Origin of the sequence: Chelatococcus asaccharovorans, from assembly GCF_003201475.1 — a bacterium.
GTDB lineage: Bacteria > Pseudomonadota > Alphaproteobacteria > Rhizobiales > Beijerinckiaceae > Chelatococcus > Chelatococcus asaccharovorans.
Map to the genome: position 1 here is coordinate 172,624 of NZ_QJJK01000008.1, position 14,506 is coordinate 187,129.

A 14,506-nucleotide genomic window follows, 5' to 3' on the forward strand; every position below is an offset into this window, starting at 1 on the left:
GCAACGCGCGTCACGGAGGCCTAAATGGGCGGCTCCCGTCTTCGCGCGATGGCCGAACCACGCTCCGCATTGATCACGACATCGCCGCCATCGGCTCCCGGCACCTCGGATACGCCTGCCGGGGAGATGAAGTTTGCACAGCTCAAGCTGGAGGTGAACAGGTTTTTGCACGTTTTGATATATATATTTCTGTTGACACAACCTGCGCACTATTCCGCTCTTCGGCCGAGAGCGTGCTGGATGCCCTCGCCCACCGACCGATGTCGCCCAGGGATCTCGTGGTATCGGCGGAGCCCCATGGCGGCATCCGCGGCGGTTTTCATCCTGTCTCGTGCGACCCGCTTGCCAGGCGGCCTTCGGCCGTCATAGGGGCCACCCGAGGCGTCACTGCGATCGCGGCTGCGATTGCGCGCCCATGACGCTGACGATGACGCAGCTCTTCGCCGAGGGCAGCAGCATCACGCGCTCGCCGCGCACTGTCATGATGTTGCGCACGCCGACAAGCCCCTCAAGAGCCCGGCCGCCCTCCTTGCCAAGGCTGGCCCCGATGGCCTCGCAGCTTCGGGGGCTCGGAATAACCTGCACCAACACCCCTTCGCATTGGTTCTCGCTCATCGGCGCGGCGACCAGGATGCTGCTGGCCTTGTTGAGCCCAGGCCGGCCGCTGTAGCTCAGTCCCATGAGCTGCCAGAACATATGCGCGTTTGGTTGATCGCGATTCCAGACGGATTGCACGGCGTAGTCCGTATCCGCAGCCATATTGCCAAGATGATTGACGATGGGCGTGCAATTCTGCAGTCCGGCCTGCAGGGCATGCTGCGTGTAAAGGGGCACTTGCGCCTGCGGGGCCGCCGCTTCCTCCGTCGCCCCTCCCGCCCCTTCGGCGGGTTGCGGAGCCTCGGCCTTCACAGCCTCGGCGGGTTCTGCCGGCGCGGGCTGCGCCTTGGGCGCCGCAGCGGGTCTTGGCTTGGCGGCCGGCCGTTTTGCTGCGGGCTGGGCCTGGGCCACTTGCTGCGGTGCCGCGTCGATGGCCGTTGCATCCTGTGCCATGATGACGGCACCTATGGTGCATAGGATGAGGGCGATATAGGCCGTGTACTTGATGATCTTGAGCATTGTGCAATCCCTGCGCCATCAGCACATCCGCTTGGAGGCGTAAGCGACAAGCCATTCAAGCGGCGTGCATGCAACTTAGAGTTGATTAACCATGACCGCACATCCACGCAGATTGCGCGGCATCGTCCGCAACCGACATTGCAAGCCGCGCCGCCGGGCTCGAACGCCCCAGCCGACAACAGGCGGGTCGAGGGGATCGGGCACGTGATTACAGGCCCGGGCCCCCGCATGAGCGGATACACGGGCTCGCAGATCCATGAGCGCTTGGATATAGGGGCGGGAAGACGTATGGGCCGGTGGCCGTCCCCCGGGCCGGCGGAGAGAACCCGTCGCCTCGCAGCCCGGGACATCGAAGCAGCATATCGAAGCAGGACGTGGAAGCAGGACGTAGAAGCATGAGCGATATTCCGTTTGACCTGAACTTCGAGGCCGAGCCCGGCATCGCTGTCGCGGTTGCGCCCGGCATCCGGCGTGTTCTGGCGCGAAACGCGAGCCCCTTCACCGGCAAGGGGACCTGCAGCTACATCGTCGGACGCGGCAAGGTCGCCGTGATCGACCCCGGCCCGGACGACGCCCGGCATATCAACGCCCTCCTCGAGGCGGTCCGCAATGAGACGGTCAGCCACGTGGTGGTCACGCATACCCATCGCGACCATTCACCCGCCGCCGCGGCGATCCGCGCCGCGACCGGCGCGGTGATCGTCGGCTGCGGGCCGCATCGGCCATCCCGGCCTTGGGCGGAAGGTGAAGAGCCGCGGGGCGAATCAGGCGCCGACCGTGACTACCGGCCCGATAGCGAGATGCTGGACGGTGATACGGTGTCTGGCCCTGGCTGGACTCTCACGGCGGTCGCGACCCCCGGACACACGGCCAATCATCTCGCCTTCGCCTTCACCGAGGCCAATGCGCTCTTCTCCGGCGATCATGTCATGGCCTGGTCGACGACGATCGTCGCACCGCCGGATGGCTCAATGACCGATTACAAGGCGTCCCTCATCCGCCTTCAGGAGCGCTCCGAGGGCATCTACTGGCCGGGGCATGGCGGTCCGGTGCGGGAGCCGGCGCGATTTCTGCGCGCGCTCCTCCACCATCGCCTGCAGCGCGAGGCGGCGATCCTGGGGCGCATCAGGAGCGGTGACCGCACCATCGCCGATATCGTTCCGCGGCTCTATGAAGGGCTCAATGCGGCGCTGCTGCCGGCGGCTGCCCTCTCCGTCTTCGCCCATCTCGAGGATCTCGTGGCGCGGCGGCTCGTCGTGACCGATGGCCCCGCGACGCTCACGGCCCGCTACCGGCCTGGCGGGTCCTAAAGCAATCCGACGTCAGTGGAATTGCCTGGTACCCTGACAAGGTGAAGTTATGCGCAAAGACGATGGCATTCTTCCACAATATCATATTGCCGAAACGTCCGGCTGGTCAGTGAACCATCGCATCAATTCAGCGCTCCCTGGCTACCTGATGATTGCTTCGACACAAGCCACGACTGATCTGAGCGATCTGCCTGCCGAAGCATTAGGCGTGATGGGGACGGTGTTCGCAAAGGTCCAGCGCGCGCTGAATGCGCTCGGTGCCCGTCGGGTCTACATCGCCCGCTATGGGCACTCCCCAGGCTACCCGATCCATTTTCACGCGATCCCTATCTATGAGTGGGTTGAAGACCTTTTCTGGAAGGATGATCGCTATCGGATGCTCGAGCAGTTCGCAGACGGGCCGGGAGAGACACCCACTGACGGCGCGGAGCTAACATTGTTCGTCTGGCGAGAATTCTGCGAACGAACTGATCCGCCGCCAATTAAGGGGCCATCGGTGTCGGAAACCATCGCACTCCTACGTCAGCTCATCCAATGTTCGTGAGACCGGGATTTCGCGTCAGGCCGACCAGGGTTTTGGCAGGGATGCGCCAAAAGCCGCTATTGCCAAGCCGGACTCGCGAAAGACTTCGGGAGGTCAGCTCGCACTGCCTTCGGCGCTTTCGTCCGTGGCATCCGACAGCGCATCCAGAAACTGTTCGATGCGTTCGGCACCAACCGCCAGCGCAAAATCCGCGATGCCGTGGCGCACGACGGTGCGGACATCGACGCGCACGCCCTGCGCGCGGGGCGTGAAGCGGATTGTTATGTCGACGGGCAGCCGCAGAATGGGGGTATGGTCGACGGCGTCTATGCGACCGATTCCAACGCGGCCCTTGCCGGGGATGGCTTCGACAACATCCCACCCCAGGTCGCGGGCCACCTTCAGGGCCGCGTTGAATGCCGGCGCCATCGGTACGTCGAGATCGAGCGGCTCGACGACGCCCCTTCCGGGGATCGATGCCTGTCGCACCACGCCAGGCGCAAGGGAGGGGGTCACGCCATGGCGCGCAGCCAGCGCGGCGCGCGAGAGGGAAAAGGCCGGTGGCCGAGCGACATCTGTCGCGACATCCTGCGGCCTGTGCGCGCGCAGCCCCTCGACGAGGACATAGGCTGGCCCGGCCAGCACGACGAGGGCGAGCACGATGCCGGCAAGAGCCGCGCCCAGGCCGCGCGCACCGTCCCGCCAGATCACGACAAAGGCCAGCAGGGCCAGCAGGACGGCGAGCAGGGCGATCGCCGGTGCGACCGTCAATACGGCCAGAGCATCCGGAAGGTCCACATGCCCGAAGCGCAGGAGCCCCAATCCGAAGAGCATCACAACGACCGCAAAGAGGCCGATCCAGCGACTGGCCGGCGCCATCCACGTGACCGGCTCGTGCAACGTTACGCGTCGCATTCGTCTACTCCACGCCCGTCGCCGACCTCGGGTCGTGCGAGAGGGCCATAAGGCGCCGCGCCCGTCCCGATGCACGGCACCGCTTTCCACTCAAGTCGTTGTACCAAATAGTCGTGGACGGCGGGTGAACGCGATGGTCGAAACGCGGCTCGGCCCGGACGCCAGCCGAGAGCAACGGACACGGCCTTCATGTAAAGGCGACGGCCGCAAGCGGCGGAGCCAATGCGGCTTGAATGGAACCGGCCGAAACCTTCCAAGGCGGTGAAGGTACCCAACCCTTTATCCAGCAGAGAACGTCCGCGACAGTCGGATTTGCTCTCCAACACCGAAACCGGGCCCGGTCAAGCGCATCGCCAACCGCTCCGTGAACCATTCGTTATCGATAGGATGAGAAAAATCCGCGGCTGGACGTTTCCGCCTCCGGATTGCCCAAACTCTGCCAAGTCCTGGTCGGCATCATCAGCGATCACTGTTGCGACGTGACTGGCGGACGAGCCGTCATCAGCGTCTTTATGGAACGAAAGACCAGGATCATGAATACCCAGGCTGAAAAGAACCAAGCCGCGTCGCGCAGCCATAAGGCCTCTCGCGCCGAGCGCGTTCCGACCTTCGGCTCCATCGGTATTCCGGCGGTCGCCGCGGCCGCGGCCATCGCGAAGGGAGCTCCCCCGCGCGAGGTCGACGCGCAGCGCAACCGCTCGAACGGACGGACCGCCTCGCGCTTCGCCAACTGAACCGCGCGTCGTCCGAAACAGGCGCCGGTGCGCCCGGCGGTCGAGCCGGGATGGCGGCGCAGGCCTATCGACCAGGCGCGCTCACACGGCTTCACGGGTCGCTTCTCCCGGGCGCGCGTGGCGCATGTCTGCCGTCTCCGAGCCCCGGAGGCGTGCGACCCGTCTGACGGTGCGCGACTGCGTTGCGCCATTCCGGGCGGAGGACGGAGGACCCTCCAGCCCTTTTCTGGAATTGGCGAGCTACAATGGCTTACAGCACCACGACGCGGGTTCCCGGCTGGACGCGATTGTAGAGGTCGATGACGTCCAGATTGCGCATACGGATGCAGCCCGAAGAAACGGCCTGGCCGATCTTCTCGGGTTCGTTCGTGCCGTGGATCCGGTAGAGCGTATCACGGCCCTTTTCGTCGTAGAGATAGAGCGCGCGCGCGCCGAGGGGATTGTTCGGGCCGCCCGCGGTGGCGCGGACATGCGGCCAGCGTTCCTTCATCTCAGCCGGCGGATTCCAGTTCGGCCATTCCGCCTTGCGCTGCACGGTCGCATTGCCGGTCCAGCCATAGGCCTCGTCGCCGACCGCCACGCCGTAGCGCATGGCACGCTTGTTCGGCAGCACGTAGTAGAGTTGACGCTGCTTCTGCTTGACAACGATGGTGCCGGGCGGCTCACCCGTGGGATCATCGATCTCATAGCGCGCGAACAGCGGATCGACCGACGCCTGGGGCATCTGCGCCATCCATTCCGTATCGCGGCTCGACACCGCCGGATCCGGCACCGTCTTGAAATTACAGCCGGCGAGGACAGACGCAGACAGGAGAACAGCAAAAAACGTCTTGAGGCGCATGTCTGGGGCGGCTCCATCAGGGGAAGGCTGGCGCGATTCGGGAATCGTCAACCATGTTTATTATGGTTCTATTACCGTTATGGTTAATGAAACAATTACCGTCGGCACGCGGGTGGCCTGCGTGCCACGAATATCAACGCCGCCGCAGAGCCGTGCGGGGGCGGCGATCCTCTCTCAGGCCCTATCTCGGGCCATCCGCACCGATCTCCGGACGTGACAGGACGATCCGGTCGCCCGGTCGCGGAGAGCCTTCTCTACACCGGGCCGATGGACGGCGCCCGTCAACCGCCCAAGTTCTGCTGTCGCCCGCGTGCATTTTCTGCTCAGCTTGGGGAGCGATCGGGGCCGGGTCGTGCGGCACCGGTTGCAGGAGGCGAAGGCGTGACGCTTTACATCACCCATCCAGCATGTCTTGAGCATCGGGTCCCGGCAGGACATCCCGAGCGTCCGGACCGCCTGCGGGCCGTGGACGCCGCGCTCGCGACGCCGCCCTTCGCGGGCTTGCAACGGATGACGGCGCCACGCGCAAGCGAAGAAGCCGTCGCACGCGCACACACGGCCGCCTATGTCGCTGATATCGCGGGGCAGACCCCCGACGCAGGCCTCGTTCAGATCGACGTCGATACGACACTCTCACCCGGGAGCTATGAGGCCGCTCTCCGCGCCGCGGGAGGCGCCGTGCAGGCGGTGGACGAAGTCCTTCAGGGACGCGCGCGTAACGCCTTCTGCGGCGTACGCCCGCCCGGGCATCATGCCGAGCGCGAGAAGGCGATGGGCTTTTGTCTGTTCAACAATGCGGCGATCGCGGCTCGCCACGCCCGCGAGGTCCATGGGCTTGACCGCGTCTGCATCTTCGATTGGGACGTGCATCACGGCAACGGCACCCAGGATATCTTCTGGAACGACGCGAGCGTGCTCTATTGCTCAACCCATGAAATGCCGCTCTATCCCGGCACCGGGAGCCGCGCGGAGCGGGGCGAACACGACACGATCGTCAATGTGCCGCTTGCGGCCGGCGATGACGGAGCGGCATTGCGCGAAGCCTGCGACGTCGTGATCTTTCCGCGGATAGCGGCCTTCAGGCCGGACCTGATCATCCTGTCCGCCGGTTTCGACGCTCACTGGCGCGATCCCTTGGCGAGCCTCAATTTCACCGAGGACGATTTCGCATGGGCAACGCGCGAGATCATGGCGATCGCCGCGCGCCTGTGCGAAGGCCGAATCGTGTCCGTCCTCGAAGGCGGCTATGATCTGGAAGGGCTTGCCTGCTCGGCCGCGACCCATGTCGCGGCCCTCATGGAGGCTTAACAGGCTGTTGAAAAACTGTTTCTCGAACCGCTCACGTGTCATCCCCGGCGCGATTGGCGAAGCCAATAGCGGGAAGGGGATCCAAAATCATCAAGGGCGTCATTGTCCTGGATTCCCTTCCCCTCGGGCCTTGCGACCCTCGGCCGGGAATGACACCGTCGCCAAATGACATCGCTCAGGCAAAGGCTGAGTTTTTCAACAGCCTGCTAAAGCAAGCCCGCAAAAGACGGACTTGCTCCGCAGGGGAACCGCCTGTCCCGCGGTCCCCCAACCTGGGCGTTCAGCCTATGTCGACGGGCTCCGTCGAGACGATCTCGATCCCGAAGCCGGAAATGCCGATATAGGTGCGCGGTCCCGATGCGAGATTACGGATCGAGGACACGCCGAGATCCTTCAGGATCTGCGCGCCGAGCCCGATCTCGCGCCATTGCTGCAGCCGCTGTTCCTCCGAGCTCACCCGGCCCGCCGCCTCCCCGGCAAGGCTGGTCGGCACGCCGGCCGTGCCGTCGCGCAGGTAAACGAGGACACCGCGCCCGGCCGATTTGAAACGCTGTAACGCCGCATGGATGACCTTCGCTCCACCGAGAACATCGGCCAGAATGTCGCAGCGGTGCAAGCGCGTCGGGATTTCACGGCCGTCGCTGATGTCGCCATAGACGAAGGCGTAGTGCTGCACCGGATCCATCGACGTCATATAGGCATAGCCCGTGAGCTCGCCGATATCCGTTTGAACGGGAAATGTCGTGACCCGATCGACGAGCTTCTCGCGCATGCGGCGATAGGCGATGAGGTCGGCCACGGAGATCCGCAGGAGGTTGTGCTTCTCGGCGAAGGCGGTGACCTGCGGGCCGCGCATGACGGTGCCGTCGTCATTGACCAGTTCCGCGAGCACGCCGACAGCCGGGAGGCCGGCAAGCTTGCACATGTCGACACAGGCTTCCGTGTGGCCCGAGCGCATGAGTACGCCGCCTTCACGGGCGATAAGCGGAAAGACATGGCCCGGCCGCACGAAATCGTCGGGGGCCTTGTTGTGATTGGCGAGCGCCCGCACCGTATTGGTGCGCTCCTCAGCCGATATGCCCGTCGTCAGGCCGTCGCGAACGTCGACAGAGACCGTAAAGGCGGTGCCGAGCGGCGCATCGTTGAAGGTCACCATCGGATCGAGCCGCAGTCGCCGCGCCTCGGCCTGCGCGAGAGGTGCACAGACAATACCTGAGGTATGCCGGACGATGAATGCCATCTGTTCCGGGGTGCACAAACTCGCCGCGACGAACAGATCGCCTTCATTCTCGCGATCATCATCGTCCGTCACGACAACCATCGCACCCCGAGCAAATGCCTCGATGGCTTCCAAAACGCTGTTACGCAAGCGCGCCTCCTCGCTCTCTCGAGCATCGGCCAGAAAATCGTTGGGTGTCACAGCTCCGCGCGTCTCGCGGATGATCAAACGCGCGGTTTCCCGGCTGAGCCAGGCCGCTTCATTGTTGCAGAGCTGGGTAACCGCAGCGGGGGTAACACCAATGCGGCGCGCAAACTCCGCCCGGCTGACGCCATGCAGTGTGAGCCAATCGATCAATTTCATCGGCAGGGACGCTAATGCCGAGGGGCATTTAATGCAAATAAAATCACGCGCGGACGCGCGCAACCCGGCATTAAGTGCAACTAAATGCCACCGGGCGGCGTTTGCGGCCATGCCGGCGATGACCCGACCTGCCCGCGATGGCGCAGGAAGTGGTCGGCCAGCACGCAGGCGACCATCGCTTCACCAACAGGCACGGCACGGATGCCGACACAGGGATCATGCCGCCCCTTGGTCATCACATCAACCTCGTGCCCGAAACGGTCGACCGACTGGCGCTCGCTGAGGATCGAGGACGTCGGCTTGACCGCAAAGCGTGCGACCACCGGCTGGCCGGTGGAAATGCCGCCGAGAATGCCTCCGGCGTGGTTCGAGAGGAACAGCGGGCCGTCGTTACCCGGCCGCATTTCGTCGGCGTTCTCTTCGCCGGAGAGCGCCGCGGCGGCGAAACCCTCACCGATCTCGACGCCTTTGACGGCATTGATGCTCATCAGCGCAGCCGCCAGATCGCTGTCCAGCTTCCCATAGATCGGCGCGCCAAGCCCCGCCGGCACGCCCTCTGCCACGATCTCGATGACAGCCCCGACGGACGACCCGCGCTTGCGCACCTCGTCGAGAAAATCGGCGAACCGGGCAGCCGCTTGCGCATCCGGGCAGAAGAAGGGGTTGCGACCGACCTCGTCCCAGTCCCAGCGGCTGCGATCGATCTTGTGCGGGCCGACCTGCACGAGAGCACCGCGCACGGCAAGCCCGGGGACGACCCGGCGGGCGATCGCTCCGGCAGCGACCCGCATCGCGGTCTCGCGCGCCGACGAGCGCCCACCACCGCGGTAATCCCGGATACCGTACTTGATATCATAGGTGAAATCGGCATGGCCCGGCCGATAGCGATCCTTGATCTCCCCGTAATCCTTGGAACGCTGATCGACATTCTCGATGAGAAGGCCGATCGAGGTGCCGGTCGTGACCTGCTCGCCCGTGACAGGGTCCGCGAAGACGCCGGAGAGGATCTTGACCGCATCCGGCTCGCGCCGCTGGGTCGTAAACCGGGACTGGCCCGGGCGGCGGCGATCGAGCTCGGCCTGGATGTCCGCCTCGCTCAGCGGAATCCGCGGCGGGCAACCGTCCACCACGCAGCCGATAGCCGGTCCATGGCTCTCGCCAAATGTGGTGACGCGAAACAGATGGCCGAAACTATTGTGAGACATGGAGCCCTCTCGATCCAGCGCTTCATAGCGAAGCATGGCCTCAGGGGTCAAATGGACGTCGCGCCCGTTTATTTCATGGCAAGGACAAATTGTTGCCGTCACCGCTCCTACCGCCTGGAGCCAATCCGCCTGTTGCGAGTTGGCTCCGCTTAAAACTAGACGGCAAATTCAATGACTTGGATTGAATTAGCTGATTCAATCCAAGTCGGATTTGCCCCAGTCGGAACAATTGGCCCAGGCCGCGCGATAAGTCCCATAGCGGCCAAGGACGATCGTGTGCGATGCATTGCTCATGATGCGATCAAGACCTTGGCGCAGTCAGAGGAGATCAGAATGCGCATGGCATTAACGAGGAGCATCGCGGCCATCGGCGTCGGCGCTCTTCTTGGCGCTGGTGTCGCCATGGGGATGACCGTGGCGACCGCGTCGTCCGCACAAGCGCAGTTCGTCAAGCCGGTGCAGGCGCCGGCGGATCTATCACCGACAGAGATCCAGTGGCGCGGTGGGCCGAGAGGGCCACGGGGTCCCCATGTCGCGCCGCGGCCTGGTGGGCCCCGTTACGCGGCGCCAGGGGTGCGTTACCGTCCGCCGCCGCCGGGACGCTACTACGGGCGACGCTATGGCCCCCCGCCCCGCTACTACGGCCGTCCTTATCCCCCACCCGGCTATTACTATGGCCCCGGCTACAATGCGGGCGCCGCGGCGGCCGCCGGTGCCGCAGGGCTTGCGGCGGGCGCGCTCATCGGCGGAGCGATCGCATCGCAGCAGGCCGCTCCGGTCGTCCGCGGCGATCCGGACTGGATCGCCTATTGCTCGTCCAAATACCGGTCCTTCGATCCGGCGAGCGGCACCTATCTGGGCTATGACGGCAGGCGCCACATTTGCCAGTAAGCCTGCCAGACGATAGGCGGGATCAGGCCGCGAGAGCGGCCTGATGGACCTTCGCCTCGGCTGGCACCGTCTGCGCCTGGGGCTCGGCCGGCGCGCCGCACCAGGCGCTGTGCGCAGGAATCGACTCGCCTTTCATCACCAGGGTCAGCGGGCCGAGGCGGGCGAAGTCGCCGACCGTCGTGGCATAGAGAACGGTCGAACCCGCGCCGATGCTGACGCCCTTTCCGATGCGAACGCAGCCCACCTTCATCACGCGGTCTTCGTAGAGATGGGTCTGGAGGGCGGACAGGCCGTTGATGACGGTGAAATCACCGACATGGACGCAATCGAACTCGGTCACATCCGTCGTATCGAGGAACACGCCCTTGCCGATCTTGCAGCCGAAGATCCGCAGCGCCCATGGCAGGAACGGCGTGCCGCGCAGATGGTCGAGCAAAACCTTGCCGGCGAGCCCCCAATACATGACGGCGACCGCCTCGGTGCGCATCGCCCACCACGACCACATCGGCTTCACGACCGGTCGATAGGCACCCATCAGCACCCATTTGATGCCGGCGACGACGAGCATCATCGCGCAGGAGATCACCACGCTCGCCGCCACGAAGAGTGCCGCGGCGGTGCCATAGCGGCCATCGAGCGCCGCCGGGCCCAGCACCTCGACCGCATAGGTACCGAAGGTGATGAACAAGGCCATCGGCAAGGACAGGTGGAAAGCCTCGAACAGGCCACGGCCGAGGCGGCGCCAGCGTGAAGGCTCATAGGTCCAGGTCGCGCCGACATCGCCGAAGGTCTGGCGCACGGGCAGGCGGATCGGCGGGCTACCGAACCACGTATCGCCCGCCGTCATGGCCTCGTTCGCCGGGGGCTTCGACTTGATGCCGATCAGCGCGCCTTCCGGAATGACGGCTCCGGGCGGCACCACGGCATCGTTGCCCACGAAGACGCGCGGACCGGTCTTGATGGGGCGCAATGTCATCCATCCATCCCGGATATCCTCGTCGCCCAGCACAACCTCGTCGGCGATGAAGCACTTCTCGCCAATCTCGGTCAGGTCATAGCGGCCGGCGAGATTGGTCGAGATCTCCGCGTCCTTGCCGATCTTGGCGCCCATGAGGCGGTACCAGCCGCGCATATAGACGGTGGCGTAGAGCGAGGAGAGCGTCTCCAGCGTCACCTCGGCGGCCAGCGCGACGGTCCATTTGCGCAGGTAGAAGCCGCTATGGACCGAATAAGACCCGGGGGTGACGCGTGGCAGCAGGGTCCAGCGCAGTGCGACGATCAGCATCACCGTCACGCCGATCAGCGCCATGGCCGTCGGCCAGGCGAGGAACGGCACGTAGTAGAGATAGTTCACGTGCACGGCCGCGCCGAGGATCTCGTCGAGACGGTCAAACAGGTAGAAGGCCGGGAAGATCGGCAGGAGACTGATCGGCGGGAGCACGAGCAGCGCCAGAATATAGGCGGCGGCATTGGCATAGCGGCGCGGGCGGCTCGCCGCGGGCGGCACGCGCAATGCGGCCGGATCAACCTTGCCTGTAGGGGTCGCCGGCGAGCCATCCCAGCTCTCATAGGGGGGAATAACCGTGTCCTCGCCGACGGCCGAGAGATCCGCGAGTTCCACGCCCGCGCCCACATCGACGTCGCGGCTGATCACGCAGGAGGTGCCGATATAGGCGCGCTCGCCGATGGTGATTTCGCCGATGATCAATTCGTTGCCGACAACCTCGGCATTGGCGAATTTGACCTTGCCGCCCGTGGACGCGCCCGCACCGAATGTCAGGAGATCGACCGCGCCGGCCTCGAACTCGCTGATCAGCGCGTCATCCCCGACTTTGGCGCCCAGCGCCCGGAGGTAGACCCGCATGATCGGCGAGGCCTGGAACCACTTCATGTGAACGAGGCTGAGAAGACGCTGGGTCAGCCACCAGCGGAAATAATACGTGCCCCAGAGCGGGTAGCGCCCGGGCTTGGTCCGGCCCATCACCAGCCACTTGCCGGCGATGACGATCGCCACCGTGGCGATGTTGATCGCGACATAGACGCCAAGAAAGGTCGACGCATCGACCAGGAAGGGCGCGTCCGCCGCCGTGATGAGCATGTAGCTGACGAAGACGCCGAGCCACTGCGCCGTCATCAGCGCAATGATGAAGGGAAGAGCCACCGCCTGGGCGAGGCCGCAGAGGAAGCGCCGCAACAGCGGCGGCGGCGTGAAACTGAGATCCTGCGGCGCAGCCGCCGGTCCGGCGGGGCGGCGCGCATCGAGGCCCGCCGCCATGGCACGCAGCGTGCGCTGTCCATAGACATCATTGAGCGTGAGCCCTGCCAGCGCGGGTGTCTCGCGCACGGCGGACACGAAGCGGGCGGCAATCAGCGAATGGCCGCCGAGTTCCATGAAGAAATCGGCCTCGAGCGGGATCGCGGTATTGGGGAAGACGCGCTTCGCCGCGGCCATGAGGACCGCCTCGGTCTCGCTCCGGGGCTCATCCTCGGCCTCCACGGCGGTCACCGCCAGCGGCATCACCCGCAGCACCTTGCGATCGATCTTGCCAGACGCCATGGTCGGCAGCTCGCCGACCATCTCGATATGCGAGGGCACCATATAGGCGGGCAGGACCGCGCCAAGCGCGCGACGCAGGGCGGCGCCCGTCATGACCGCGTCAGGCTGCTGCACGACGAAGCCGATCAGGCGCTCGATGTCATTGTCGGTCCGCAGGACGACGGCGGCACGCGCCACGCCCGGCTCGGCAACGAGACGCGCCTCGATCTCCCCCAGTTCCACGCGGAAGCCGCGGATCTTCACCTGATCGTCGATGCGGCCGTGGAAATGGATGCGCCCGGTCTCGTCGAGACTCGCGGCATCGCCGGACCGGTAGAGGACAGGAGCCCTGCCTGCGAAAGGATTGGCGATGAACTTCTCGGCGGTCAGTTCCGGACGCGCGAGATACCCCTGCGCCACGCCGGGTCCGCCGATCAGGAGCTCGCCCGGCAGGCCGACCGGCAGGAGATTGAGTGCCTCGTCGACGATGTAGCAGCTGTAGTTCGGCAAGGGCCGGCCGATGGTGACAATCTCGCCCGGACGCACATCGGTCAGCGTCGCCACGACCGTCGCTTCCGTCGGCCCGTAGCTGTTGACGATGCGCCGGCCGGGCGTCGACCAGCGGGTCGCCACCGAAGGCGGGCAGGCCTCGCCACCGAGAATGATCAGCCTGAGGCTCGGAATGTCGCGGGCCAGCATCGACATGAGCGTCGGCACCGTATCGAGCACGGTGATGCCGTTCTCCGCCATCACGTCGGGGAGCCGCTCGGGATCGTCCATGATCGCGCGGGTCGCGACGAAGAGGGTCGCGCCGACGAGATAGGGGATCCAGATTTCCTCCATGCTCAGGTCGAAAGCGACCGACGCGCCCTGGAAGATCACGTCGTCTGCGCCGATGGCGTAGACCTCATTGGCCGCCCGCAGGAAATGGCAGATGTTGCGATGGGTGATGACGATGCCCTTCGGCGTCCCCGTCGAACCCGATGTATAGATCAGATAGGCAGGGTGATCCGGCGTCAGGCCACGGCGGCGCGGTTCCGGCGGCAGGGCCGAGCCGGCATCGGCAATCGCGGCCGCGTCCCAAACCGCGCAAGCAATCTCATTAAGGCGCGCCGTCCACTCCGGCGCGGTCAGGATGCCCATGGCCTTTGCGTCGGCGAGGCATGCTGCGATGCGCTCGACGGGCGCGTCAGCGTCGAAAGGCAGCCAGGCAGCCCCGGTCTTCGTGATGGCAATCTGCGCGACGAGCAGCGCTGCGCCCCGCGGCATCCACAGGCCGACGACGTCACCCGGACCGCAGCCGCGCGCCATCAAGCCGCCGGCGATGGCATTGGCGGCCGCATCCACGCGGTTGTAGCTCCAGACCTCGGCGCCGTCGACGAGGGCGATGCGATAGCCACGCAGACGAACGGTACTGGTGAAAATATCGCTCAGCGTCTCGTCACGCAAAAAATCCGGCCGCTCGTCCCCAAAAAGACACGAACCAGGGAGATCGATGACTTCATCTTCTATTCCCGGCGCATGGTTGGGTGACATTTTGTTCAT

At 65.2% G+C, this 14,506-nt stretch carries 11 protein-coding genes; 5 read left to right on the top strand and 6 right to left on the bottom strand.

Features of this window, described 5'->3' with window-relative positions; translation table 11 throughout:
- Window positions 1-384 precede the first annotated feature (384 nt).
- Entirely contained in the window at window positions 385-1,116 is a 732-nt protein-coding gene (locus C7450_RS19705; RefSeq protein WP_110376157.1) for a hypothetical protein, read from the bottom strand.
- A gap of 395 nt (window positions 1,117-1,511) precedes the next feature.
- Between C7450_RS19705 and C7450_RS19710 the strand changes: the two genes are divergently transcribed.
- Together C7450_RS19710 and C7450_RS19715 are read left to right on the top strand one after the other, a co-directional pair.
- Window positions 1,512-2,426 carry an MBL fold metallo-hydrolase gene (locus tag C7450_RS19710; RefSeq protein ID WP_110376158.1) on the top strand — a complete coding sequence of 305 codons (915 nt, stop codon included), beginning with the start codon at window positions 1,512-1,514 and terminating at the stop codon, window positions 2,424-2,426.
- A 49-nt stretch (window positions 2,427-2,475) separates the two neighbouring features.
- Window positions 2,476-2,970 carry an HIT family protein gene (locus tag C7450_RS19715; protein WP_110376159.1) on the top strand — a complete coding sequence of 165 codons (495 nt, stop codon included), beginning with the start codon at window positions 2,476-2,478 and terminating at the stop codon, window positions 2,968-2,970.
- A 93-nt stretch (window positions 2,971-3,063) separates the two neighbouring features.
- On the opposite strand, the gene C7450_RS19720 is transcribed toward C7450_RS19715, so the two are convergent.
- Window positions 3,064-3,864 (bottom strand): DUF1499 domain-containing protein, encoded by an 801-nt coding sequence (locus C7450_RS19720; protein WP_110376160.1) that lies wholly within the window; start codon window positions 3,862-3,864, stop codon window positions 3,064-3,066.
- Window positions 3,865-4,397: 533 nt separating this feature from the next.
- Here C7450_RS19720 and C7450_RS19725 point away from each other — a divergent pair.
- Window positions 4,398-4,598, top strand: coding sequence for a hypothetical protein (locus C7450_RS19725; protein WP_146227412.1), 201 nt, complete (start codon window positions 4,398-4,400; stop codon window positions 4,596-4,598).
- A gap of 250 nt (window positions 4,599-4,848) precedes the next feature.
- Here the strand turns inward: C7450_RS19725 and C7450_RS19730 are convergent, their stop codons facing one another.
- Complete coding sequence (locus C7450_RS19730; protein ID WP_110376162.1) at window positions 4,849-5,439, bottom strand: L,D-transpeptidase; 591 nt, start codon at window positions 5,437-5,439, stop codon at window positions 4,849-4,851.
- A gap of 381 nt (window positions 5,440-5,820) precedes the next feature.
- On the opposite strand from C7450_RS19730, the gene C7450_RS19735 reads away from it, so the two are divergent.
- Window positions 5,821-6,747, top strand: a complete 927-nt coding sequence (locus C7450_RS19735) for a histone deacetylase family protein (protein WP_245449958.1) — start codon at window positions 5,821-5,823, stop codon at window positions 6,745-6,747.
- Window positions 6,748-7,027: 280 nt separating this feature from the next.
- Here C7450_RS19735 and ribB read toward each other — a convergent pair whose 3' ends face one another.
- Window positions 7,028-8,329: a 3,4-dihydroxy-2-butanone-4-phosphate synthase gene (gene ribB / locus C7450_RS19740; protein ID WP_110376164.1), complete on the bottom strand. Its 1,302-nt coding sequence runs from the start codon at window positions 8,327-8,329 to the stop codon at window positions 7,028-7,030.
- 80 nt (window positions 8,330-8,409) lie between these two features.
- Window positions 8,410-9,534, bottom strand: coding sequence for a chorismate synthase (gene aroC, locus C7450_RS19745; protein WP_110376368.1), 1,125 nt, complete (start codon window positions 9,532-9,534; stop codon window positions 8,410-8,412).
- Window positions 9,535-9,873: 339 nt separating this feature from the next.
- Between aroC and C7450_RS19750 the strand changes: the two genes are divergently transcribed.
- Window positions 9,874-10,425, top strand: coding sequence for a BA14K family protein (locus tag C7450_RS19750; RefSeq protein ID WP_425351237.1), 552 nt, complete (start codon window positions 9,874-9,876; stop codon window positions 10,423-10,425).
- Between the two features lie 22 nt (window positions 10,426-10,447).
- Here C7450_RS19750 and C7450_RS19755 read toward each other — a convergent pair whose 3' ends face one another.
- A complete protein-coding gene (locus C7450_RS19755; RefSeq protein WP_110376370.1) occupies window positions 10,448-14,497 on the bottom strand; it encodes a Pls/PosA family non-ribosomal peptide synthetase in 4,050 nt (1,349 codons plus the stop codon).
- Between the last annotated feature and the right edge of the window lie 9 nt (window positions 14,498-14,506).

Bases quoted from the DNA above. Each gene is read 5' to 3' on its own strand.
- C7450_RS19705 (WP_110376157.1), bottom strand. From the start codon at position 1,116: ATGCTCAAGATCATCAAGTACACGGCCTATATCGCCCTCATCCTATGC.
- C7450_RS19710 (WP_110376158.1), top strand. From the start codon at position 1,512: ATGAGCGATATTCCGTTTGACCTGAACTTCGAGGCCGAGCCCGGCATC.
- C7450_RS19715 (WP_110376159.1), top strand. From the start codon at position 2,476: ATGCGCAAAGACGATGGCATTCTTCCACAATATCATATTGCCGAAACG.
- C7450_RS19720 (WP_110376160.1), bottom strand. From the start codon at position 3,864: ATGCGACGCGTAACGTTGCACGAGCCGGTCACGTGGATGGCGCCGGCC.
- C7450_RS19725 (WP_146227412.1), top strand. From the start codon at position 4,398: ATGAATACCCAGGCTGAAAAGAACCAAGCCGCGTCGCGCAGCCATAAG.
- C7450_RS19730 (WP_110376162.1), bottom strand. From the start codon at position 5,439: ATGCGCCTCAAGACGTTTTTTGCTGTTCTCCTGTCTGCGTCTGTCCTC.
- ribB (WP_110376164.1), bottom strand. From the start codon at position 8,329: ATGAAATTGATCGATTGGCTCACACTGCATGGCGTCAGCCGGGCGGAG.
- aroC (WP_110376368.1), bottom strand. From the start codon at position 9,534: ATGTCTCACAATAGTTTCGGCCATCTGTTTCGCGTCACCACATTTGGC.
- C7450_RS19750 (WP_425351237.1), top strand. From the start codon at position 9,874: ATGGCATTAACGAGGAGCATCGCGGCCATCGGCGTCGGCGCTCTTCTT.
- C7450_RS19755 (WP_110376370.1), bottom strand. From the start codon at position 14,497: ATGTCACCCAACCATGCGCCGGGAATAGAAGATGAAGTCATCGATCTC.